Origin of the sequence: Prevotella sp. TF12-30, assembly GCF_003436715.1 — a bacterium.
Classification (GTDB): domain Bacteria; phylum Bacteroidota; class Bacteroidia; order Bacteroidales; family Bacteroidaceae; genus Prevotella; species Prevotella copri_A.
Genome location: NZ_QSQJ01000026.1, coordinates 1 through 24,137 on the forward strand (window position 1 = coordinate 1; position 24,137 = coordinate 24,137).

Below are 24,137 nucleotides of genomic sequence, written 5' to 3' on the forward strand. Positions count from 1 at the left end.
CTCGTGGCTAGCCGCAGCGCTCAGGCAGCCGTGATCAAGGCGATCAAGGAGGGCAAGACCAACGTGGACCTCAACGTTCCAGTTACTCCTGACGGAGGTGGTGATGGCGACGGAACCACTGGCGGCGGCAGCAATGCTGGCGGCAGCGGAACCACAGGAACTGAAGGTAGCGGAACCACTGGTGACCAGGGAACCAGTGGCGGCAATACCGGAGGTGAAGACGGCGGCGGCGACAATGTAAATTTTTAAATCTTGCTTGATGCGGATTGCAAATCCGCAAAGCTAAAAGAGGTTAGGACGTTTTTTAACGGCGGATTACAAATCCGCCGGAACGCCTAACGGATGCAAATCCGCCGGAACGCCTAACGAAATTAAACATTAAAAACTAAACATTAAAACAATGAAGAAGGATACTTGGAAAATGGTGATTCAGATTGCGATTAGCATTCTCACCGCAATAGCCACTTCGCTCGGCGTTTCGAGCTGCGTGTAGGGTTTTTCAAAAGAAAAGTTAGTTCATGATCATTTTAAATTAGTTCATTATCAGATTAAATTAGTTCATAACCAGACCGCTCCCTCCTGAGACAGGAGGGGCGGTTTCTCACTTTTCCGAGAGTGTCATTTCGGGTCAAGGTCATTTCGGGTCATTTTCATCGTAGAGTACTGCTCTTTATATATATAATAAGGTGTACGCACACAATTAGGCTACATGAACCTTTACGAAAAGTTAAAAGATTGTCTTTTTTCTGCTTTTTATGCATTTTTTCTTTCTTTTTGTTGGTTATTTCAAGAAAAAGCTATATCTTTGCAAGCGCAAACAAGAAAAAAGAAATTTCAAACACAATAAAAGATAAAGATTATGAAAGCATCTGAAGTAATCGCGAATCTCCAAAGAAGATTCCCAAACGAGCCGGAGTACATCCAGGCTGTTAGTCAGGTTCTCGGTACTATCGAGGAAGAGTACAACAAGCACCCTGAGTTCGAGAAGGCAAACCTCATCGAGCGCCTCTGCATCCCAGACCGCATCATCCAGTTCCGTGTATCTTGGGTAGATGACAAGGGTAACGTTCAGACTAACATGGGTTACCGCGTTCAGCACAACAACGTAATCGGCCCTTACAAGGGAGGTCTTCGCTACCACAAGTCTGTAAACTTGGGTATCCTGAAGTTCCTTGCTTTCGAGCAGACTTTCAAGAACTCTCTTACTACTCTCCCTATGGGTGGTGCAAAGGGTGGTTCTGACTTCTCTCCACGTGGCAAGAGCAACAACGAGGTGATGCGTTTCTGCCAGGCTTTCATGACTGAGCTTTACCGTCACATGGGTCCAGACGAGGATGTTCCTGCTGGCGATATCGGTGTAGGCGGCCGTGAGGTAGGTTACCTCTTCGGTATGTACAAGAAGTTGACTCACCAGTTCCAGGGTGTCTTGACCGGTAAGGGTCAGGAGTTCGGTGGTTCTCTCATCCGTCCTGAGGCTACTGGTTACGGTAACGTTTACTTCCTCTGCAATATGCTCGCTACCAAGGGCATCGACATCAAGGGCAAGACTGTATTGGTTTCTGGTTCAGGTAACGTTGCCCAGTACACTATGGAGAAGTTGCTCCAGTTGGGTGCTAAGCCTGTTACATGTTCAGACTCTGATGGTTACATCTACGATCCAGACGGTATCGACCGCGAGAAGCTCGACTACATCATGGAGCTCAAGAACGTAGAGCGTGGCCGTATCAAGGAATATGCTGAGAAATATGGCGTGAAGTATGTAGAGGGTGCTAAGCCTTGGTTTGAGAAGGCTGACATCGCACTGCCATCTGCTACTCAGAACGAGATCAACGAGGAGGCTGCCAAGGCTCTCATCGCAAACGGTGTATTCGCTGTAAGCGAGGGTGCTAACATGCCTACTACTCCAGAGGCTATCAAGGTATTCCAGGATGCTAAGATTCTCTACGCTCCAGGTAAGGCTGCCAACGCTGGAGGTGTGGCTGTTTCTGGTCTTGAGATGAGCCAGAACTCTGAGCGCCTGAAGTGGTCACGCGAGGAGGTTGACGCCAAGCTCCACGACATCATGAACAATATCCACGCTAACTGCGTGAAGTACGGTACAGAGAACGACGGTTACGTAAACTACGTAAAGGGTGCTAACGTAGCCGGATTCCTGAAGGTGGCTAAGGCTATGATGGCTCAGGGTATCGTATAAAAAAGATAAAATCGTAAAAAGATAAAAGGATTTAATCATTTATTAGTTATTAATAGAAGCGGCGGGCTCGTGAGAGTCCGCCGTTTTGCTATTGTCCTGAATCGAAATTCAGAAACGGGTTCTGAAAAATGAATGTGTTCTAAATGAATCAGACCGGAGTATCTTCCGGATTCTCCTTGAAGAGATCTTCTGCCTGTGGAAGTTCATCTTCATCAAACCACTGTGCGAGCTTGTCGTGAGCCTTCTGCTTCGCATCCTCAGAAACATCTCCCCATACCTTATGAAGCACGAAGATGAGCACAGCCAGGTCGTCGCTCAGTCCCGCTATCGGAATGGCATCAGGAATCACATCGAGCGGACTGATGAGGTAGCCCAGGGCGCCGATAATCATCGCCTTGTCCTTGAGCGCAACCTTGTCACTCTCCAGCGTATAATAGAGAATGAGAGCTGCATAAACCATCTTGGCACCTGCACGCTTTGCCACGTGCGAAATCTTCTCGACAAATGCACTCTGAGTGAATTTGTCCTTATAAGCCATAAAATCAGGTAAATTCATATCTTCAATGCTTTAAAGTTATTATCTTTTTTCATAGAAGAGTACTGCCTTGATAAAGGTCTCCATCTTCGTTTCCTTGTGCTTGTTCACACGGTAGAGGATCACCATCTGGAGCAATGCCTTGCAGAAGCAGGCGAGCAGCAGACCGATGATGATGGCGATGATGGTGGTCATTGCCTTGCCGTTCTCATAGATAGGCGACTTATCTGGGAAGCAGGAAAGGATCAATACGGGGATGACGGTGATGAAACCGCCCACCGTGAGCTGCGTGCGCTTGGAACCGCCCATGTCGAGGATGGCCTGCTTATCGAAGAGATAGTCATCCAGCTCCATGCGGGTAAGTCCGTAATTTTCCAACTTAGGGAAGTCGGGCTCATCGCCATACTTCTGCATCTTGTTGGTTACCTTGTGCTCAAAATCGTCTAATATCTGCTTTTCCGGTTCTCTAAGATTCATAATTGCTGGTTATTTTTAAATGGTTTGAAACACCGCACCATACATTGCATAGACAGGTATATATGTCTCCATACCTTATTATATATATATGATGCAGAAAGAACTAAAAGAAAGAAAGCAGTGCTCCTATAAGCCGAGTTCTGTACCCATACCGTCAGAAACGATACGGGTGCCTGTCATTTATCTAGTCCCAGAGTCACCCCTGGGCTCAAGCACTCTACCCTCCGCAGCAGCCCGAAGGCAATCGGACGAGCCGCCCTCAATCTGCGGTTTACATGAGCTTACAGCTCCCAGATGGCACAGCCTGGCGATCACCCGCCAGCTGGTGGTCTCTTACACCACCTTCTCACCCTTACCCGACACTAAACCACGATGCCCTGCCGGAGCCTGACTTCGCTACGGAATAAGTTTCGGGCGGTAATTTTCTTCTACCGACACCTACTGTCACCAATAGCTTCTATTTTCGGAAGTGGGATGCCCTACGCTGCCCGGACTTTCCTCTCGCACCCCCCAGTAGAGAATGCCAGCGACAAGCCGGAGCACTGCTTTCGAAATGCAAAGATAGCAAAAAAGTTCGACTTAACCGCCAATTTCTCTGAGTTTTTAAACTCTTTTCGCTTTTTGGGGATGATTTTACTGCTTTCTCATCCCGAAAGACTGACATTCCAGTCATCTTTTTCTCTTGTTCCGTTCACATTCGTTTGCATATCAAGAAGTTTTAATTTCATATACAAAACTATCATTTTTCAGAAAAGTAGCAAATAATTGTAAAAATAGGGCTATTCTTGTTTAAGAGCCGTTAAAGTGTTAATTTTAAATGTTAAAACGGAATAAAAAATGACTCAAAGTTATACGTATATCAAAAAATGACTCTATATTTGCAATCGAAAAGCTGAGGCAAGAAGCTGACAGATTTGGCAGACCCGAGGGATTTGGCATAGATTTGGCTGATGGCTAGGCGTAACAATAAAAAAGGAAATAATAATAAAAAGGATATTAAACATGAAAAAGGTAACTAATTATGTAATGGCAGTGCTATGCGTAGGTTCGCTAGCATTCTCAACAGGTGCTTTCATGAAGGTGAACGCTTCACCAGCAGTAACAGCAACAGCACCAGGTCAACCAGTTGATCTCACTTACGCAGCAGAGAAGGCTCTGCCAGCCGTGGTACATATCAAATACGTACAGAACTCGAAGGTGAAGACCGTAGATGTTCAGAGCGACCCATTCGGCGGCTTCTTCGACCCATTCGGATTCTTCGGCAATCCAGGAGGTCAAGGCGGCACACGCAAGCAGCAGGTGCAGACTCCTAAGAGAGAGGCTACAGGTTCGGGCGTGATCATCAGCTCAGACGGATACATCGTAACCAACAACCACGTGGTGGAAGGCGCAGACGAGCTGACCGTGACCCTGAACGACAACCGCGAATACTCTGCACGCATCATCGGTACCGACAAGAGCACCGACCTCGCCCTCATCAAGGTGGATGGCAAGAACCTGCCTACCCTGCCTATCGCCAACAGCGACAATGTGAAGGTGGGTGAATGGGTCATCGCAGTGGGCAATCCATTCGGACTCAACAATACCGTTACCGCAGGTATCATCTCTGCCAAGGCACGTTCGCTCGGTGCCAACGGCGTGGAGAGCTTCATCCAGACCGATGCTGCCATCAACGCAGGTAACTCTGGCGGTGCACTCGTCAACACCCAAGGTGAGCTGGTGGGCATCAACGCCATGCTCTACTCCCAGACCGGTTCCTACTCAGGCTACGGCTTCGCCATTCCTACCTCTATCATGAACAAGGTGGTGGATGACCTGAAGAAGTACGGAAGCGTACAGCGCGTGATGCTGAGCATCCAGGGTAGCGACGTGCTCAACTACATCAACGCCCAGAAGGAAAACGGCAAGGACGTGAACCTGGGAACCAACGAGGGTGTCTATATCGCCAAGGTAGATGAAGACGGCAACGGTGCTGCTGCCGGACTGAAGGAAGGCGACGTGATTACCAAGGTAGATGGCAAGAAGGTGACCAAGATGGCAGAACTGCAGGAGTCGCTCAATGGCAAGCGCCCTGGCGACAAGATGAGCATCACCTACCTGCGCAACAAGAAGGAGACCACCAAGACCATCACCCTGAAGAATGCCCAGGGCAACACCTCAGTAATCAAGAGCGCAGACCTCGACGTGCTCGGCGGAACCTTCCGTCCTGTTACAGAGAGCCAGAAGAACCAGCTCAGCATCAAGTATGGTGTAGAGGTGATGAAGGTGAACAGCGGTGCCCTGAAGGATGCCGGCGTTTCACGCGGATTCATCATCCAGCGCATCAACGACAGCAACATCACATCGCTCGACGACCTGCAGAAGGCTGTGAAGAGTGCTTCTACCAGCAAGGATCCTGTGCTCTACATCCAGGGTGTATGGCCTACAGGCAAGAAGGCTTACTTCGCTGTTCCACTGCAGAAGGACTAATCGGCTGAGGGGCGCCTTTCACCGGAAGAGCCGGCTGAAGTTCCTAAAAAAAGAGAACTTAATCCCCTCTGAAAAGATAAAAAATGACAAAATAGCAGGTATTTTGAAAAATATCTGCTATTTTTTTTGTTTTTCCAAACAAAAAGTGTACTTTTGCATCTACAAAATTAAATTGCTACCATGAGACAACTGAAAATTTCAAAGTCTATAACGAATCGCGAAAGCGCATCGTTGGACAAATATCTCCAAGAAATTGGACACGAGGAGCTCCTGACAACCGACCAGGAAGTGGAACTCGCACAGCGCATAAGAAAAGGGGACAAGAGAGCCCTGGAGAGATTGACCAAAGCAAACCTGAGATTCGTGGTATCTGTTGCCAAGCAATATCAGAATCAGGGACTCAGCTTACCTGACCTTATCAACGAAGGAAACGTTGGGCTTATCAAAGCTGCAGAAAAATTTGATGAAACACGCGGCTTCAAGTTCATCTCGTATGCCGTTTGGTGGATCAGACAGAGCATTCTGCAGGCTATAGCTGAGCAGAGCAGACTGGTACGCCTCCCCCTCAACCAGGTGGGTAGCGTCAACAAGATAACAAGGGAACTCAACAAGTTCGAGCAGGAACACGAGCGCAAGCCGAGCGTGGATGAGATTGCCGAGCGTGTGGATTTGCCCGAAGACAAGATTGCAGACGCCATGAAGGCGAACTCACGCCACGTGAGCATGGATGCACCTATCGCCGACGGCGAGGACAGCAGCATGATCGACTTCCTGGCTGGCGACTCATCCAATACCGACAGGGAACTCGCCATAGAATCGCTCAAGGCGGAGGTTAGCCGCATACTGAAGCTGCTCACCGACAAGGAGCAGAAGGTGCTGAGAGCATTCTTCGGAATAGACGGCTCGCCGGAAATGACCCTGGATGAGATAGGTGAAAAGTACAACCTGACGAGGGAGCGTGTAAGGCAGATCAAGGAGAAAGCCCTGCGCCGACTCAGACACAACACGAAGAATAAACTGCTGAAATCCTATCTGGGACAGTAAGCGCAAAACATAAGTATAGAAAAGAATAAATGAAAGTTTTAAAAATCGCATTAGCACTGGCTATCGCAGCCATCTCTTCATTCACGGCTCACGCCAAGAATGATCCGACAACTGCATATATGTTCGGTTTCGCATCGTCGTTCAGCGACTCTACGGTGTATATGACCAGCGTGCAGAGAGTTGATTCAGTATATCTGACTCACAAGAAGCTCTTCCTGGACAACAGAGAGAACTACTCCCTGCAGCTAAAGGAATACCTGGAGTCGATCGGTGCACCAAAGAGAACCTGCATCGTGATCTTCGACCGCAACTTCAAGAAGGCGGAGAAGAAATGGTCCAAACTGCACGACCGTTACACCAAGCAGGCGAAGGCAAAGCGCCTGAAGAACGGCGAGAAGCCGAAGGACCTCCCTACTCCATGGCAGATGAAGAACATCGACGAGAGCAAGTTCATGTTCAAGGCGGTAGAGCCAAGCGACATGGAGGAGCCAAAGACCAAGGCTGAAAGAAAGGCTGAAAAAAAGGAGGCAAAGGCTCAGCTGAAGCAGAAGAAAGCGGAAGTGAAGAGCCAGCTGAAGCAGAGAAAAGCCGAAGTGAAGCAGAAGAAGGCGGAACTGAAGCTGAAAAAGGCGGAAGCCAAGAAAAAAGCTGAAGCATAAAGAAAAGAAGTTTTTAAAAAATATTTAGTAGTTAATACCTATAATTTTTTAGGGCGTCAGCGGTACTAGATTACCGCTGAATGTTAGTAGTTTAGTTCAGCCCCTAGGAAGTTGTGAAATCTCCAAAAGGGCAAAAGCCCCCGGAAGTTGTGAAACCTCCGGGGGCTTTTTTTATAGGAATAAACCTGATGTCTTTATTTCATTTTATCCTTAAACCAGTTGGTAATCTGGCGCAGGAGATGATTGCGGGTGTTACCTCCCGAAATGCCGTGGTTGCGGTTGGTGTACCACAGCTCCTTGAAATCCTTGTCTGCCTGAACCAATGCCTCTGAATACTCGAAGGTGTTCTGTGGATGAACATTGTCATCTGCCAGTCCATGACAGATAAGCAAGGCTCCGTGCTGCTTGTCGGCACGTTCGATTGGGTTTACCTTGTAACCCTCCTCGTTCTCCTGAGGAGTACGCATGTAACGCTCGGTATAGACCGTATCATAGAAGCGGTAGCAGGTAGGAGGCGCAACAGCCACACCCGCCTTGAACACAGGGCGGCCTTCGCTCATACTCATCAGGGTATTGAAACCGCCATAGCTCCATCCCCAGATACCGATGTTGTCCTTATCCACGTATGGCAGACTGCCCATATAGAGCGCTGTCTCCACCTGATCCTTTGACTCCAGGTCGCCGAGGCGCAGATAGGTGCACTTCTCAAACTCAGCACCACGGGCACCGGTTCCACGGCCATCTACACAAGCCACGATGAATCCCTCCTGAGCCAGATAGTAATCGAAGGCTCCACCGGAACCCATGCTTCCCGTGCTCCAGGAATTGAGCACCTGCTGACTGCCCGGACCGGAATACTGGAAGAGGATGACCGGATACTTCTTGCTGGCATCGAAATCTACCGGCTTCACCATCCATCCGTCGAGCTTCACGCCCTCTGATGTTGTGAAGGTGAAGGTCTCGCGCTTGCCCCAGTTATACTGCTTGGTCTTCTCCAACAGCTTCTTGTTGTCCTCCAGGGTCTTGATCACCTTACCCTTGTTGTTGCGTACGGTGTAAACGTATGGATGGCTGTAGCTGCTCCAGTTATTCACGAAATAGCGGTAATCGCCTGAGAAGTAAGCCGAGTTGGAACCCTCCTCAGAAGTGAGTCGCTCCACCTTGCCGTTCTTGTGAGCCACATAAACCTGGCGGTCGTGTGCATTGAGCATGGCTGCCTGGAAGTAGATGTCGCCGGTCTTCTCATCCATGCCGTAGATGGCGGTAACATCGTAGTTGCCCTTCTCTACCTGGCGGATCAGCTTGCCTTTCATATCATAGAGATAAAGGTGCATGTAGCCGTCGCGGTCGCTAGGGAGCAGGATGTTCTTCTTGCCCACGATGCTGTTCTCCATCACCTCTTCCTTGATGAACTTAGGTACGCTTTCCTGGATGATCTGCTTGCTCTTGCCGGTGAATGGATTCACGGAGTAGAGGCGCATGTCGTCCTGGTGGCGGTTCATCGTATAGACGATGAGACTGTTGGCATCTGGAGTGGTCTTGATGCGAGGATAGTAGCCGTCTGCATCTACCGGAACATCCAGTGCGAGGGTCTTGCCCGTCTTCATATCGTAGCTCCAGAGGCTCACCTTGGAGTTGTCCTGTCCTGCCTTAGGATACTTGTAGGAATACTCTCCCGGATAATCGTGAAACTCGCTGCGGGTAGGCTTGGCGCCTTCGAAGAGCTGGAGCGAATAGGTCTTCACGTGGCTTTCGTCGAAACGGATCCAGCCGAGTGAGGTTCCGTCAGCATTCCAGGCGAAGGCACGGTTGAAGGCAAACTCCTCCTCATATACCCAGTCGGGAATACCATTGATCACTTCATTGAACTTTCCGTCCTTGGTAACCTGCACTTCCTTCTCGCCATCGGTTACGAAGATGTTGTTGTCCTTGACGAAGGCGATGTGGCGTGAATCCGGTGACCAGGTAGCCACCTGCTGGTTCTCGCCCTCAGAAAGCTTCTTGATGGTCTTGCGGGCAATATCATAGATGAAGTACTCAGCCTTGAACGAACGGCGATACACCGCCTTGCTCTTGGTGAAGACGAGCATCTTCTTGCCATCCGGGCTCATCACGTAGCCCTCTACCGACTTCATCGGAGCCTTGGCAGCCTCAACGTCGAAGAGCACAGCCACCTGCTTGCCTGTCTTGAAAGAATAACTTACTACCTGCTTGCCATCAGAACTGATGGAAGCATAGAGATCGGTACCCTCAATAGGGTTGATTCCTGTAACGTATGAGGCAGAGAATGCACCTGAAGTAATCGACTTCAAATCGAGCTTCTCAGCTGCCTGCATTACTGATGCCATCATCATCGTTGCAACAAAAATTGAAAATCTTTTCATGTATTGTATTGAATGCTTTTGTTTTTCCTGCTTCATCCAGCAGCTGACTAATCCTTATCCGATTAGTCCTTATCCTGCTGATTAGTCCTTATGCAGCGCTTCGATAGGCGAATAGTCCTCGTCTTCCAGCAGTTCCTTGACGGTGATTTTCGGATTGCGCTTCACATAAGCCTGGATGGTCTTCACATACTTGGTGTCCAGGATATCCTTGCCCAACGCCTTGTTCACGGTCCACATGATCTTGCCCATGTGCAGGTCGCGGTCCAGCTGCGGACGGGTATCGAAATCCTTCATCGGATAGATGCTCAGCAGATAGAAGGTGAGGCAGTCGGGCACGATATACTCGCGCTGCATGGTAGCACGCTGCTGGGCTGTATAGAATTTCTTGTAGAGCGGATATTCCGGACCCAGATACTTATCCAGTGAAATACCTACCGAATGCTCACCTACCACGATACTCTGGTCGAGCGCACCAATCTGGGCATAGAAGTATGGCTGCTGAAGCTCAGGCAGCCAGTCGTGCAGACGGCCGAACGACTTCTTCAGCTGCTCGTTGATGTCGTCCATGTTCGCATACATGGCCTCAGCATCTGCGATAAGCGACTGGAGGGTGGAATCCTGATAGAACATCAGGAAACGGTTGCTGATATTGGCGTCGGTAATGGTGCCAAGCTGCAGCATCTTCTCTATCAGTGTTCGGGTTTCTATCGGATAGTCAGTATTCATCTGCTGAAGGGCAGAGAAATCACCGGTGGTAAGGTATCTGCTTTGCAGACGGTCGTAGCGCTGCACCGTTAAAGGGACAGCGTCAGCCTCCTCGTTCGGCTTGAACTTGAACTCGCAGGCCGAACAGAGCATAATAAATGCTAATATGACGATATAATCAAATATTCTTTTCACGTAATTTTAAAGTCTTCTGGTTACGACTGCAAAAATACTAAAAAATATTTAAATTACCAAGTAAAATCTCAAAAAAATAATAAAAAACAGCCAATAGCGAGCAAAATGCTAACACTTTTACTCACTATTGGCTATCTGTGCAATATTCTGTCGTTTATTGAGGAGTTAAGGAGTTAGTTCCCTACTATCGAATCGTGCAGGAAACGGAAACCTTCACGGGTTCCTCGATCTGCTTCTTCCACTCCTTCAACCACTGATACCATTCTTTCTCACCCTTGAAACCATAGGTTTCGTTGGCACTGGTATAGGCGAGCTTGTAGCTCAGCTTCTTGCCGGAAGGCTTCACCACCTGGGTGTAGCAGTCCTTGTTGGCTGGTTCCTGGCTCACCAGGGCGCTCTGCGGCACGTAGATTCCCAAGCCTACGGTTTCCAATTTGTGCTTGCCGTCATCCTTGCCTGTAGGCCAGTCGCTGCCGTAGCAGCCACGCAGACCCTTGCCGTCGGCAAACTCGCTGGAACCCTTCACATTGATGAGTCCGGTAGCAAACTGATAACCAGAAGCATCCTTGTTGAAGAACACATCTACATCGAAATCACGATGACCGGCGTAGATCGTGTAGCGGATGGTAGCATTCAGCGGTTTCAGACCCGGAGCCGGAACCCAGCCGTTATCCACCACCTCGACGATGGCACGGAGCGGACCTTCGGAGATGACGCGCTGCTCCTGATACTTCACATCGGTGAGATGCAGCTGATTCTTGCCGTCCCAGCCACGCAAGGCTCCCAGTCCGTAGGTGTTCCCTACCCAAAGGCAGTCGTCGCCAGAGCCAGCCTGTAGCTGTCCTTCGGATGGATAGAACTGTGTGTCGTAGATTACCAGTCCCTTGTTGATCTTACCGTAGAGGTCGATGGTCTGTCGATTGTCGAAATAGACGCGCATGGCAACCAGTTCACTCTCGAAGCAGACACCGTGGGAATGAACATAGTGATAGACATCCTTGGTCTTCTTGTCGAAGGAGATGCTTCGCAGATAGATGTCCTGTCTGTTCTTGGCAAGTTTCTTGTTCTTGCTAGGCAGACAGAGTTCGGCGAAGGTACGGGCAGGATACTGCGCCTGTTCGCCCTCTGTAAAGAGCTGCACCTGGCAGTTCTTGGTTTCCTTCTTGCCGAGATCGAGCAGGAAGCAGAGTTCATCGTTGGTACAGTCGCGGTTGGTGTCGTCGAGCTGTGAAGGAATCTCCTTTCCATCCACGGTTACCACCGCACGCTGAATCTCCCCGATGCTTCCCAGCTTGCTGAGGTCGATTACCACCGGTTCGTCTGTCTTCACCATCTTTGACGGATTGGTCACCGTCACATTGAAATTCGCCTGTGCCTGTGCTGTCAAAGCCATCAGCGACACGAGCGCCATCATCATTTGTTTCTTCATCATAGATTCTTATTTTAAGTTTGTTTTATCGTCTTCTTACAGTTTCGAGAAGAGCTTCTTGTCCCTGGCGTAATACTGCCAGAGGATGGAGCAATCGAAAACCTGCGGAATCTTCTCCTCTACTCTATTCTCCTGAATCTTCTTGCGGTCTTCATCGAAATCGTGCTTCCATGCCTGGAAAGCCCTGCGGGCCTTGAAGATTGCCTTGAAGTCGCCCAGGTTGCGTTTCAGGATCAGCATCTCGAAAGCAGCCAAGTAATCCAGGAACCATCTCACTCTCATAACATGATATAATTCTTTGTCGCTCAGATTCTTATAGAGCATCGTTAGATTGTTTCTGAAATTCAGGAAAGTCTTCATCGGATTGCTCTTCGGTAAGGTTCCACCACCCACGTGATAGACTTCACTCTCCGGAATGCAGTAGATCTTCCTACCCATCAGGCGCAATCGCCAGCAAAGGTCTATTTCCTCGTTATGGGCAAAGAAGCGGCCATCCAGTCCGCCTGCCTCCCAGTAATCCTTGGCACGGATCATCATGCAGGCACCCGTAGCCCAGAGCACCTCCTGCTGGTAATCATACTGTCCGTTGTCGCGCTCCACGGTCTCAAAGATGCGGCCGCGGCAGAACGGATAGCCGAACTTGTCGAGGAAACCGCCGCAGGCTCCCGCATACTCAAACATATCCTTGTCGTATTCCGCCAGGAGCTTTGGCTGGCAGGCTGCCACCTGGGGATGGGAATCCATGAACTCGATGAGCGGAGTGAGCCAGTGATGAGCCACCTCCACATCGCTGTTCAGGAGAACATAATACTCTGCCTCTATCTGCTCCAGCGCACGGTTGTAGCCCTCGGCAAAGCCGAAGTTCTGCTCCAGCACGATGGTCTTGACGTGGGGAAACTGAGTCTCCAGGAGAAGCATTGACTGGTCTGACGAATTGTTGTCAGCCACCCATATCTCAGCATCCTGCCGTGAATACTCCACGACATTAGGCAGATACTTGGCAAGCATCTTCTGCCCATTCCAGTTTAATATTACGATTGCAACTTTAGCCATATTTTACTGTAAACTCTTTAACTTATTATTCAGGAGATTGGTAAACTCATAGTTCTTGAGTCCCCATTTCGGTGCAACGAGCAGTTCCTTAGGCGACTGGCTGACGAACCGCTCCAGCACCAGGTCCTTTCTCAAGAGCCGGATGTATTTTACGATGACATCGATGTATTCCTCCACCGTATAGACGTGGAAGGGATGCTCTGCATACTCCTGTGCCAGGCGAGTTCCCTTGATGATCTGCATCTGGTGAATCTTCAGGATGTCGATGGGAAGGGAAGAGATGATGGGCGCCTGACGGAGACTCTCTGCCGCATCCTCACCCGGCAAGCCGATGATGATGTGGGCACCCGTGAGGATTCCCCTGGCGTGGGTTCGCTCCACCGCATCCCGGCAGCAGGCGAAATCATGACCACGGTTGATGCGCTTCAGGGTCTCATCGTTGGCACTCTCAATGCCATACTCCACCAGCACGAAGGTGTGCCGGTTCAACGCCTCGAGATAATCCAGCAATTCATCGCTCACGCAATCAGGACGGGTTCCTATCACGATTCCCACTACATCCTCTACCTGCAGCGCCTCCTCGTACATCTGACGGAGAAGTTCCACTTTGGCGTAGGTATTGGTATAAGCCTGGAAATAAGCCAGATACTTCATATCCGGATACTTCCTGCTGAAGAAGGCCTTGCCCTCCTCCAACTGCTCCGTTATCGACTTCCTGCGGTCGCAATAGCTGGGATTGAACGTACGGTTGTCGCAGTACGTGCATCCTCCGCTCGAGATTCTTCCATCCCTGTTAGGACAGGAGAATCCTGCATCTATCGAAATCTTCTGAACCCGGAAGTCAGGAAACTGCTTCCGGATCCAGGAGCCAAAATCATTGTAGTACATTGAACTTTGAGGTTTGAACTTTGAACTTTATGATCAGCCTTCACTTTGAACTATCAAATCAATTCTGCCTTCAATGCCGTCTTGTCGTGATTGAAACCACCCAGACGAACCTTGATGAGCTGATTGTCGTATTCCTCCTTGGCGAGAGCTGGCGAAAGTTCCACACGAACATAGTTCTTGGTGAAACCATGCATTGCCTTGCCTCTTGGCGCCTTCTCGAAGAGCACCTCTGCCTCGGTACCGATGTACTGGGCATAGAACTCCTGAGTCTTCTGGTCGCTCAACTCAAGGAGACGCTTGGAGCGCAGCTTCTTCTCCTTCTCATCTACCACGTATGGAATCTTCAAGGCTGCTGTTCCAGGACGCTCGGAGTATGGGAACACGTGGAGCTGCGTAACAGGCAGGCTCTTCAGGAACTCATAGCACTCCTCAAAGCACTCCGGAGTTTCACCACGACAGCCCACCATCACATCTACGCCGATAAACGCATCAGGCATCTTCTCCTTGATCAGGTTCACCTTGTGGGCGAAGAGCGCCTTGTCGTAACGGCGGTGCATCAGCTTGAGCACCTCATCGCTTCCGCTCTGCAGCGGAATATGGAAGTGAGGCATGAAGGCACGGCTCTCGGCACAGTAGGCGATGAGGTCATCATCGCAGAGATCCGGTTCCAGACTGGAGATACGGTAACGCTTGATGCCTTCCACCTGGTCCATCGCCTTCACAAGGTCGAGGAAACGCTCATGGGTGGTCTGTCCGAAGTCACCGATATTCACACCGGTAATCACGATTTCCTTGCCGCCCTCAGCTGCCGCCTGCTCACACTGAGCCACGAGCGACTCGATGCTTGGGTTGCGGGAATTGCCACGGGCGAAAGGAATGGTGCAATAGGTGCAGTAGTAGTTGCAACCATCCTGCACCTTCAGGAAGTAGCGGGTACGGTTGCCACGGGAACATGAAGGCTGGAAGGTCTTGATCTCCTTGGTCTTCACGCTGTGGTGCTGATGAAGCGCAGAATCAGAAGGCTCCAGGTTCTCGCCGGTGACAGGAAGTCCGTTTTCTGCGGCAAACTTCTTGGCCCATGCATCGCTGAGATACTGAATCAAGTGGGCCTTCTCGTTGGCGCCCAACACCAGGTCAACACCTTCTATCTTGCTCACATTCTCTGACTCCAGCTGCGCGTAGCAACCGGTGACGATGACGAAGGCACCAGGATTCTGTCGCACCATACGATGGATAGCCTGACGGCACTTATGATCGGCAACTTCAGTCACCGAGCAAGTATTGATGAGACAAATGTCTGCTTTCTCCCCCTTCTGTGCCGTAATGACGCCCATATCTTCGAGCATCTTGCCGAAAGTGGAGGTTTCCGAGAAATTGAGTTTGCAGCCCAGCGTATAGTAGGCTGCCTTTTTGCCTTGGAAGGCACTTGAATCTATCATATATTTATCTTTTTCTTTGGTTTCTTTTAAGCTTTTGCCCTTTACCTTTCCCTTCGGCCGGTGACCGTTGGTTCAGGGCGCATAGTTGATTGCTTTTCATACCCAGGGCGTTCTCCCCAAAAGACCCTAGGTCTATAAAACGAAAAAGCCGCTAGACCGAAGTCCAGCGGTTGTTTCTCTCATTTTTCGTTCGCAAGTAATTCTAAATTACTTAACTGAATCTGTAGCAGCAGCAGCTGTATCAACAGCAACTGAATCAGCAGCTGAATCAACTACAGCTGTGTCAGAATCAGCAGTAGCTGCTGTCTGAGCTGTTTTGTTACCACATGATGCGAAAGAGATAGCTGCGATAGCTACGAACATAAAAACTAATTTCTTCATTTTCTTTGCTTTTTAAATCTGTAAAACAATCATTCGTTTATTAAAACTGATGCAAAGGTAAGCATTTTTTTGATACGGCGAACTTTTTTTTGTGTTTTTTTTTAGGGGTGTTTTGTAACAAAATCACAAACTACTGATATTCAACAATTTACAAAGTACTAACAAAAGTTAAAGTTTTTGGTGTGTCCGAAAACAGCCCGATTTTAACACTTTTCGGTGTTTTTTAGCGTAACAAAGGTGCGCGCCAACACCCCGGCTAAGCCGAGCTATATACATATAATAAGGTACGCGCGAGGAAGAAAGCAGAAACTTTTTCTAAGAAATCAAGCCTCAAAACTTGGTTGGCAGCAAACTTTTCTGTAACTTTGCACTCGAAAAAGATTCTTTGATAAACAGAAAAATGATACAGCTAAAAGAAAATCAGGGCATTCCCCGCAGCATTCTCCTGATGATGTCTATCATCGCAGGACTCACAGTAGCCAACTGCTACTACAACCAGCCGCTTCTCGAACTGATCCGCCACGATCTGGACATTACCGAGCAAAGCGCCAACCTCATCACCGTGATTACCCAGATAGGTTATGCGCTGGGACTGTTCTTTCTCATCCCTATGGGAGACATGTTTTCGCGCAAGAAACTCATCCTCGTGAACATGACCATCGCAGCCTTGATGGCAATCGTGATGGCTGTGGCACAAAACGTATGGATGCTCTGGGGAGCTTCCCTGCTCATCGGTGCCTGTTCCGTGATTCCCCAGTTCTTCATCCCGATAGCCGGACAGTTCTCCGCACCCGAGAACAAGAGCAGGAACATGGGCATTGTGCTCTCCGGACTGCTCACGGGTATTCTTGCCTCACGGGTAATCAGCGGTTACATCGGCGAATGGCTGGGATGGCGGGAGATGTTCTTCATCGCCGCCCTCGTCATGGTGGTCTGCATGGGAATCATGATGCAGATGATGCCTGAGATGAAGCGCAACTATGTGGGTACTTACAGAGGACTGATGACTACCGTGGCTGAGATCTTCATCCTCCATCCTTCCATCCGCATCTACTCCATCCGTGCCGCCTTCGGTTTCGGAAGCATGATGGCGATATGGTCTTGCCTCGCCTTCCATCTTGCCCAGCCTCCTTTCTGTGCAGGCAGCGACATGGTGGGAATGCTCGGACTCTGCGGAATCATGGGAGCCGTGGCAGCCAGCAGCGTAGGAAAGCTGGTTCCAAGGTTCGGAATCCACAAGTTCAGCCTCTTCGGAGCAGCCATGCAGATCATCGCCTGGGCAATAGCCCTCCTCTTCGGCAACACCTATGCAGGACTCATCGCAGCCATCATCCTGGTAGATATCGGACTGCAATGTCAGCAACTCAGCAATCAGAGTGGCTGCCTGCAGGAGATTCCGCAGGCAGCCAACCGCGCCAACACCATCTTCATGACGACCTATTTCATCGGTGGTTCGCTCGGTACGTTCTGTGCCGGATACGTGTGGGCTCAAGCCGACTGGCTGGGAGTCTGCATCGTAGGCATTTCCTTCGCCTTCATCTCCCTGATGATTTCACTGAGCAATAAGAAATAAGAAAAACAAAAAGAGATTATATTCCCAGCCAATCAGGAATATAATCTCTTTTTTATTTGATAGAGACTGAAGCCGGCATTTCTGCCGAGACTTCAACTACATCTTCTCCTCTCCATACATTTCTTTCCACCAGCTGCCATCATCCTGCAGCCACTTGGCAAACCATGCGAAGATGGTGTTCTGCCACTTCAACCGCTTCTCGTAATCGATGATGTGATGATCCTGACCATCTACCAGAACCATCGCCGTTGGACGGCCAAGAAGCTTCAAAGCCGTATAGAGCTGAATACTCTCTCCCACAGGCACATTGTTATCGGCTGTTCCATGCACGAAGAGCAATGGAGTATGAATCTTGTCAGCATTGTAGAGCGGACTCTGATCTACGAAGAGATGCTTGTTGGTCCAAGGATACTCGTTCGCCATGGAAACCTCGCTGTAGCTGTATCCCCAATAGCCTTCGCCCCAATAACTGGTATGGTCGCTGATGCCGGCATGAGAAATGGCTGCGGCAAAGAGATCGGTCTTGGTCTGAAGATACTGAGTCATAAAGCCACCGTAGCTGGCGCCGATACAACCTATTTTCTTGCGGTTTACGAAACTATGCTCATCGCAGAAAGCCTGTGTGCTGGAGATAATATCCTCAGCCACTCCCTCGCCGGCTGTATCCACGTGGCGGGCAGAGAACTTCTGACCGAAACCGGTGGCTCCGCTTGGGTTCACGACCAGAACCACATAACCCATCGCTGCATAGACATGATGAGGATAGCGGCTCTGAAACATACGGGTAGTTGGACTGCAACCGCCATAGTAGTTCACCACCATCGGATACTTCTTGGAAGCATCGAAATGAGGTGGCAGATAGTAACGGCAGCAAAGAGTGTCGCCACGGGAATTCACGAAGTTCCAAGCCTTGCACTCGCCCAGCTCGATGTCTTTCAGCAGGCGGGCACTGAGATCATCTACGAGCAGCGACTTCTGCGCCTTGGTGCTCATCTTGTAGAGTCGGTCGGCATTGGATGCACTCTGTCCTGAGAACGCCATTTCCGGAGCAGCCGCTGCGATGGAGAAGCTCTTGATGTTCTCCTCCGGAGTCTTGAGCAAAGTAAACTTACCCGACTTAGGGTTCAGTTGGAAGAGATGCATGCAGTCTTTATCCTCGGCTGTAAAGTAAATATTGCCATCCGCCTTGCTCCAATCCACGCTCTGCACGTTAGGATTGAAATTCTTGGTCATCGGGCGAACCTTCTTATCCGCCAGGTTCATCAGATAGAGCTGAGTGTCAACCATGCTAGGAATCTGTCCCTCCTCCACATTCTTTCCAATTCCATCGAAAGCCTCAGGCGAACCGGTAACGAGAATGCTCTTGCCGTCTGGAGAGAACTGGGCACTGTTCAGGAATTCACCCTTCTCTACCAGCGCCTCAACACTCATATCGTTCAGATCGAGACGATAGAGCGAGTTGAGAGTAGTAGGACGCTTGGTAAGGCGCTCCTCGCTCTTGCCGATGAGCAGATAGCGGGAATCTGCGGAAATATCGTTGAGATAAACATTATGGTAGCCGAAGGTAAGCGGCTGGAGAATGCCTGAAGCCAAATCATACTTAGCCAGATAGCTGCGGGGTCTCCATCCTGGCTGGCGGTCATCTGGTTCTTTTACATCGTACACCTGAGGGTCCTTCTTTCTGCCTTCCTCATAGAGCGTATAGATGAGCGATTTCTCATCTGGAGTAAACTGGAACCATCCCTCCGGAATGTTTGCCGCCAACACCTCTCGCTCCATATTCATCGGATTGATGGTAATCAGCTGAACTTCGCCATCTGCCTTTCCTTCGCCGGCAATGGAACTGTCGCTCGCCTTCTCGGTAAAATACAGTTTGTTGGTACGAGGCATCCATCTTACACTTTCCTCGAAAGAAGCAACCACCTTGTTGGTCTGACAGTTTCTCAATTCATTGACGCTATGGTTCTTGCCCTGACGATCTACCCAAGTCTTGCTCACGATCATGAACTTGCCGTTTGGCGACATCTGAACGCTCGCATAGTTAGGCATACAGATTACATCGTATATATTAAAGGTACGCTTGGTGCTGGCAGAAGATTCGCCCACGCTCAGCTGCTTGCCATCAGCCGCAGTAATGCTGATCTTGAAATCCTGATCAGCTTTCTTTTCTGAAGAAGATGATTTTTCTGATGCATTCTTTTCAGAAGCGGAAGCATCGGCAGATGAAGCGGTGAGGTACTTGATGACTACGGTATGAGTAGAAGGCATCAGGACAGTCTCCGCCTTATCGCCATTCACTTTCACCTGCTCTCCATCCACAAAGAGGCGATACTGCTTCAATCCCTTCACCTCGATGGTAGCCTGGGTACGGCTGGAGTTCGATATGGTGAACGAAGCCAGGTGAAGAGCATTCTGCCTGCTATCAGCCAGGAGCTGAGAAGCAGCCACCTCCTTACCATTATTCAATAAGGTAAACGAGAGCGGAGAGTCGAGCACACCCTCCATCGAAAATTTCTCCCCCTTCACATTTACGCTATCCGCCATCCAAGGGGTTGCTACAGGATAAGGACCTGCATGTCTCAGCTTCTGCACTTCGATGGTCTCGGCAAAGGCAGAAAGCGATGTTCCGAGCGAAGCACAGAGTGCAGCACTAAACGTAAGAGCCCGGAGGCTCATTTTAGTTGATTTCATCATAACTGATTTATATTTTTATTCTATTGTTTATTCTATGATCATCCAAGAAACACTGAATTTCTATTTCGCTGCGAAATTACAAAATAAAGTTGAGATAAACGAATGAATGGCTTACATTTTATGCTTTTTGCAGGGTTTCTGATAAATTTATGTTATTTCAATGTTAAGGACGGCTTTCAGAAAGTTATTGTTGGGTTAAACCCCTCCCGGTGTCATTGTCTTTACAAAAGAATCTATTATCTTTGCATCGTCAAACAAACAAAAAGGCAAAAAGATAGTCAATAAACAAGGATATTCAAACACGAAGAATATGAATAAGAAAAATATGATTTTGATGAGTACTCTGCTCGTCTGCTCGCTAGAAAGTTTCGCACAGAGCGATGCTGAGGTCACAGATTCCCTCTGGAAAGATGTGGATCTCAACGCTGTTACCGTAGTTGCATCCAAACCACTGGTAAAAATGGAGACCGACAAGATGACCTACAATGTGCAGCAGGATGCTGACGCCAAGGCTTCTACCGTTCTCGATATGCTGCGCAAGGTGCCGATGGTTACCGTGGATGGACAAGATAACATTACCGTGAACGGTTCATCCAGCTTCAAGGTGTATGTGGACGGAAAACCCAACCCGATGTTCTCAGCCAACCCCTCGCAGATTTTCAAGGCAATGCCGGCTACCATGGTCAAGAACATTGAGGTAATCACCAATCCGGGAGCCAAGTATGATGCTGAAGGTACGGGAGGCGTGCTTAACATCGTACTCAACAAGCAAGCCGTGAACGGCGGCGGAGGCAGCGATCTCAGCAATGGCTATAATGGCAACATCAGTGCTGCTGCCGGTAACCAGACGCAGCGCATCTCCGCCTTCATCAGTGGTCAGCAGGGCAAGCTTACCTACAGTGCCAACGGAATGTACAATCATCAGCGCATGGATGGAACCACCATCTCCTTCGACCGAATCCAGAAGGATGGAAGCACAATGAACTACTATCAGAATTCGGATATGAAGCAACCGTTCTCCATGGGCAACATTAGTCTGAGCTACGAACTCGATTCGCTGAGCAACATCAGTGCCACGGCTGGTCTGACCTCCTTCAGCCAGAAGATTACGGGTCACCCTCTCACGAAGATGGCAGGCGGAATCTACGGCGAAGGATTCGAATACGGCAATGAGATGAAGCAGGATATGGGCAACACCTCCTTCAACGGAAGTCTCGATTATCAGCGATTCTTCAACAAGGAGCGTACGAACTATCTCATCCTCAGCTATCTCTTCAGTACCAACCCTTCTCACACCGACGACTATACATTCTACGACAATATCAGTCATGTGACGACTCTCCAGCTCAACGACCTGCTCTCGAAGAGCAAGACACGCGGAACGGAACATACATTCCAGGCAGACTTCACCCATTCGCTCAGCGCCACCCAGCGTCTGAACTTCGGAGCCAAGTATATTGCCCGCATCAACAAGAGCGATTCCCGCTACTACGACGTGGCTGAAGATAAAAGCGAAACGCTGAATCCTGCCAACAGTATGGAGTATAAGAACACCCAGAACATCCTGGCTGCCTATGCTGAATGGAAAGGAAACTTCGGAAAGATAGGAACCATGCTGGGAACCCGATACGAACAGACCTGGGAGAAAGTGAAATTCGAGCAGGGCAAGGGCGACAACTTCGACAAAAACTACGGCAACTTCGTGCCGAGCGCCAGCCTCTCCTACAGCATCACTCCAGGAGTGAATCTCGGCGTGAACTACAGCATGAGAATCACCCGTCCGGGAATCACCTATCTCAACCCGTATGTAGATCGCAGTAATCCTACCGCCATCAGCTATGGTAATACAGACCTCGACGTGGTGAAGTCGCATCAGTTGAACATGGTGTTCAATTATTACAACCCTAGATTCATCCTGAGCACGACTCTGGGCTATGGATTCTGCAACAACCAGATAGAGCAGTATTCATTCATCGATGCAGACAACCTGCTCAACACCACCTACGGCAATGTTTCGAAGACTCGCAACGCCAGTCTGAATGTCTTTGCCAACTGGCTGGTGTTCAAGAAGACGAGACTGATGCTGAACGAGAGTCTTAGCTACAACGACCTGCGCAGCGAAATCCTGGGATGGAAGAACCATGGCTGGAACAGCAGTACGATGATCAATCTGCAACAGACTCTGCCTTGGGAACTGCAATGGACAGTAGGAAGTATCATTCAGAGCAAGCAGCAAAACCTGCAGGGCTATCAGAGCGGAATGGCTTTTTTCTACTCCACCCTCTCCAAATCCATCGTCAAGGATAAGCTGGACCTGAGTCTGATGTTTCTCACACCAACCGACGACAAGCTCAACATCAAGCAGAAGACCGTGGGTTCAGACTATGTGCAGAATATGACGGTGAAGGTGCCTCTGCGCCAGATCAGTCTCACCCTTACCTGGAAATTCGGCAACACCAAGAAGCAATTCCAGCAGGCGAAATCCAACATCAAGAACGATTTCCAGGAAGAAAAACAGGGAATCCAGACGGGTGGAATGAATGGAAACTAACAAGCCCAGGAACCATCGGAAACATAGAATAGAATAATCAATACACTCTCTCGAACGAGTTGCAATGCATAAAAAAAGCATTCGCAACTCGTTTTTTAATGCTATCTATTGTCTATTTGATTTCTTTTTTGTACTTTTGCAAACAAAATATCACATAAAATCATAAAAGAATGAAGAAACAAACGCAAGCCATTCATTTGGAATACGAACGCCGCGATGCTTACGATTCGCTGAGCGTTCCAGTATATAACACCCTTGCCTACGAATTCGACAATGCTGCCGTGATGTCGGAAGCATTCACCGACAAGATCAAGGCACCTGATTACTCCCGTGTGGAGAATCCTACGGTAACCAACCTGGAGCGCCGAGTGGCAGCCCTCACCGATGCAGCCCACACCACAGCCTTCAACTCAGGAATGGCGGCAATCAGCAATACTTTCATGTCCTTGTCAGCACAGGGCAAGAACATCGTTACCTCGAAGCATCTCTTCGGTAACACCTATGCGCTGCTCGTGGCTACCCTGCGCCGATTCGGCGTAAAGGTCCGCTTGCGCGATTTAACCAATATCGAGGAGGTACGTGAGGCCATCGACGATGACACCTGTTGCGTATTCCTGGAAATCCTGACCAACCCACAGTTGGAGGTTGCCGATCTGAAAGCCATTTCGGAAGTGGCTCACGAAAAGAATGTTCCGCTGGTAGTGGATTCTACCGTGATTCCGTTCACACAGTTCTCGGCTAAGAATCTGGGAGTAGATATTGAGGTGGTTTCCAGCTCTAAATATGTAAGTGGTGGTGCAACTTCGCTCGGCGGTCTGGTCATCGACTACGGAACTCCTTATAACGGCGATTTCGCCAAGCGTCTCTATGGAGAAATGCTCTTCAACTTCGGCGCCTACATGACTCCACAGGTAGCTTATATGCAGACCATCGGACTCGAAACGCTCGATGCGCGCTATCGCGTTCAGAGCGGCAATGCCCTGGAACTTGCAAAAAAGCTGCGCACTCTACCTCAGATTCAGTATGTAAACTATGTAGGTTTGGAGGATAATCCTTACCACGAATTGGCGCAGCGCCAGTTTGGCAAGACGGCGGGAGCCATGATCTGCATTGATTTGGAAAGCAAGGAAGCCTGCTTCAGTTTCCTCAACAATCTGAAGCTCATCCATCGTGCCACCAATCTCTTCGACAACCGTTCGCTCGCCATTCATCCGGCAAGCACCATCTTCGGTGCGTTCTCCGAGAGTATGCGTAAGTCAATGGATGTGAAAGACACCACCATCCGCCTCAGCGTAGGTCTGGAGGATGTGGATGATCTCTTCGAAGACATCAAGCAGGCGGTTGATAATTTATAGTAAACTCAAGTTTCGCAAGTGGTTTAAGTACGGGCTGAAGGCCCAAAAGCTCATAGCCCAGGGCATCGCCCTGGGTATAATGGCAATCAGTAAGGCGCCCTGTAAGGGCAAA

At 49.4% G+C, this 24,137-nt stretch carries 18 protein-coding genes, 1 other RNA gene and 1 pseudogene; 9 read left to right on the forward strand and 11 right to left on the reverse strand.

Features of this window, described 5'->3' with window-relative positions; translation table 11 throughout:
* The 3 genes and pseudogenes from DXD25_RS10385 to DXD25_RS10390 all read left to right on the forward strand — a co-directional run.
* Positions 1-249 (forward strand): annotated as a pseudogene (locus tag DXD25_RS10385) (hypothetical protein); the annotation flags it as partial.
* A gap of 151 nt (positions 250-400) precedes the next feature.
* Positions 401-493 carry a smalltalk protein gene (locus DXD25_RS16705; protein WP_153089932.1) on the forward strand — a complete coding sequence of 31 codons (93 nt, stop codon included), beginning with the start codon at positions 401-403 and terminating at the stop codon, positions 491-493.
* A gap of 366 nt (positions 494-859) precedes the next feature.
* Positions 860-2,194 carry an NADP-specific glutamate dehydrogenase gene (locus DXD25_RS10390; protein ID WP_117663441.1) on the forward strand — a complete coding sequence of 445 codons (1,335 nt, stop codon included), beginning with the start codon at positions 860-862 and terminating at the stop codon, positions 2,192-2,194.
* 148 nt (positions 2,195-2,342) lie between these two features.
* Here the strand turns inward: DXD25_RS10390 and DXD25_RS10395 are convergent, their stop codons facing one another.
* The 3 genes from DXD25_RS10395 to rnpB all read right to left on the reverse strand — a co-directional run bounded on the left by DXD25_RS10395 (position 2,343) and on the right by rnpB (position 3,752).
* Positions 2,343-2,750 carry a YkvA family protein gene (locus DXD25_RS10395; RefSeq protein WP_089544164.1) on the reverse strand — a complete coding sequence of 136 codons (408 nt, stop codon included), beginning with the start codon at positions 2,748-2,750 and terminating at the stop codon, positions 2,343-2,345.
* 21 nt (positions 2,751-2,771) lie between these two features.
* Positions 2,772-3,206, reverse strand: coding sequence for a hypothetical protein (locus DXD25_RS10400; protein ID WP_089544165.1), 435 nt, complete (start codon positions 3,204-3,206; stop codon positions 2,772-2,774).
* Between the two features lie 113 nt (positions 3,207-3,319).
* An RNA gene (gene rnpB, locus DXD25_RS10405) (RNase P RNA component class A) lies at positions 3,320-3,752 on the reverse strand.
* Between the two features lie 456 nt (positions 3,753-4,208).
* On the opposite strand from rnpB, the gene DXD25_RS10410 reads away from it, so the two are divergent.
* The 3 genes from DXD25_RS10410 to DXD25_RS10420 all read left to right on the forward strand — a co-directional run bounded on the left by DXD25_RS10410 (position 4,209) and on the right by DXD25_RS10420 (position 7,378).
* A complete protein-coding gene (locus DXD25_RS10410; RefSeq protein ID WP_117663442.1) occupies positions 4,209-5,675 on the forward strand; it encodes a trypsin-like peptidase domain-containing protein in 1,467 nt (488 codons plus the stop codon).
* A gap of 180 nt (positions 5,676-5,855) precedes the next feature.
* Positions 5,856-6,719, forward strand: coding sequence for an RNA polymerase sigma factor RpoD/SigA (locus DXD25_RS10415; protein WP_117663443.1), 864 nt, complete (start codon positions 5,856-5,858; stop codon positions 6,717-6,719).
* 29 nt (positions 6,720-6,748) lie between these two features.
* Complete coding sequence (locus DXD25_RS10420; RefSeq protein WP_117663444.1) at positions 6,749-7,378, forward strand: hypothetical protein; 630 nt, start codon at positions 6,749-6,751, stop codon at positions 7,376-7,378.
* A 194-nt stretch (positions 7,379-7,572) separates the two neighbouring features.
* Here DXD25_RS10420 and DXD25_RS10425 read toward each other — a convergent pair whose 3' ends face one another.
* The 7 genes from DXD25_RS10425 to DXD25_RS16960 all read right to left on the reverse strand — a co-directional run bounded on the left by DXD25_RS10425 (position 7,573) and on the right by DXD25_RS16960 (position 15,852).
* Entirely contained in the window at positions 7,573-9,762 is a 2,190-nt protein-coding gene (locus tag DXD25_RS10425; protein ID WP_117663445.1) for a S9 family peptidase, read from the reverse strand.
* Positions 9,763-9,843: 81 nt separating this feature from the next.
* Positions 9,844-10,620 carry a gliding motility protein GldB gene (locus DXD25_RS10430; RefSeq protein WP_117663446.1) on the reverse strand — a complete coding sequence of 259 codons (777 nt, stop codon included), beginning with the start codon at positions 10,618-10,620 and terminating at the stop codon, positions 9,844-9,846.
* Between the two features lie 226 nt (positions 10,621-10,846).
* A complete protein-coding gene (locus DXD25_RS10435) occupies positions 10,847-12,094 on the reverse strand; it encodes a DUF4861 domain-containing protein (RefSeq protein ID WP_117663447.1) in 1,248 nt (415 codons plus the stop codon).
* 33 nt (positions 12,095-12,127) lie between these two features.
* Entirely contained in the window at positions 12,128-13,144 is a 1,017-nt protein-coding gene (locus DXD25_RS10440; protein WP_117663448.1) for a glycosyltransferase family 2 protein, read from the reverse strand.
* Positions 13,145-13,147: 3 nt separating this feature from the next.
* Positions 13,148-14,032, reverse strand: coding sequence for a TIGR01212 family radical SAM protein (locus tag DXD25_RS10445; RefSeq protein WP_117663449.1), 885 nt, complete (start codon positions 14,030-14,032; stop codon positions 13,148-13,150).
* Between the two features lie 53 nt (positions 14,033-14,085).
* Positions 14,086-15,471, reverse strand: coding sequence for a tRNA (N(6)-L-threonylcarbamoyladenosine(37)-C(2))-methylthiotransferase MtaB (mtaB, locus tag DXD25_RS10450; protein ID WP_117663450.1), 1,386 nt, complete (start codon positions 15,469-15,471; stop codon positions 14,086-14,088).
* A 207-nt stretch (positions 15,472-15,678) separates the two neighbouring features.
* A complete protein-coding gene (locus DXD25_RS16960) occupies positions 15,679-15,852 on the reverse strand; it encodes a hypothetical protein (protein WP_176425561.1) in 174 nt (57 codons plus the stop codon).
* Between the two features lie 400 nt (positions 15,853-16,252).
* Here DXD25_RS16960 and DXD25_RS10460 point away from each other — a divergent pair, with 400 nt between their 5' ends.
* Positions 16,253-17,425 (forward strand): MFS transporter, encoded by a 1,173-nt coding sequence (locus DXD25_RS10460; RefSeq protein ID WP_117663451.1) that lies wholly within the window; start codon positions 16,253-16,255, stop codon positions 17,423-17,425.
* 96 nt (positions 17,426-17,521) lie between these two features.
* Here the strand turns inward: DXD25_RS10460 and DXD25_RS10465 are convergent, their stop codons facing one another.
* On the reverse strand, positions 17,522-20,119 hold the full coding sequence (locus DXD25_RS10465) for a prolyl oligopeptidase family serine peptidase (RefSeq protein ID WP_233522272.1): 2,598 nt from the start codon (positions 20,117-20,119) through the stop codon (positions 17,522-17,524).
* Between the two features lie 310 nt (positions 20,120-20,429).
* Between DXD25_RS10465 and DXD25_RS10470 the strand changes: the two genes are divergently transcribed.
* Together DXD25_RS10470 and DXD25_RS10475 are read left to right on the forward strand one after the other, a co-directional pair.
* On the forward strand, positions 20,430-22,670 hold the full coding sequence (locus DXD25_RS10470) for an outer membrane beta-barrel family protein (protein WP_117663453.1): 2,241 nt from the start codon (positions 20,430-20,432) through the stop codon (positions 22,668-22,670).
* Between the two features lie 170 nt (positions 22,671-22,840).
* Positions 22,841-24,025 carry a PLP-dependent aspartate aminotransferase family protein gene (locus DXD25_RS10475; RefSeq protein ID WP_117663454.1) on the forward strand — a complete coding sequence of 395 codons (1,185 nt, stop codon included), beginning with the start codon at positions 22,841-22,843 and terminating at the stop codon, positions 24,023-24,025.
* Positions 24,026-24,137 lie beyond the last annotated feature (112 nt).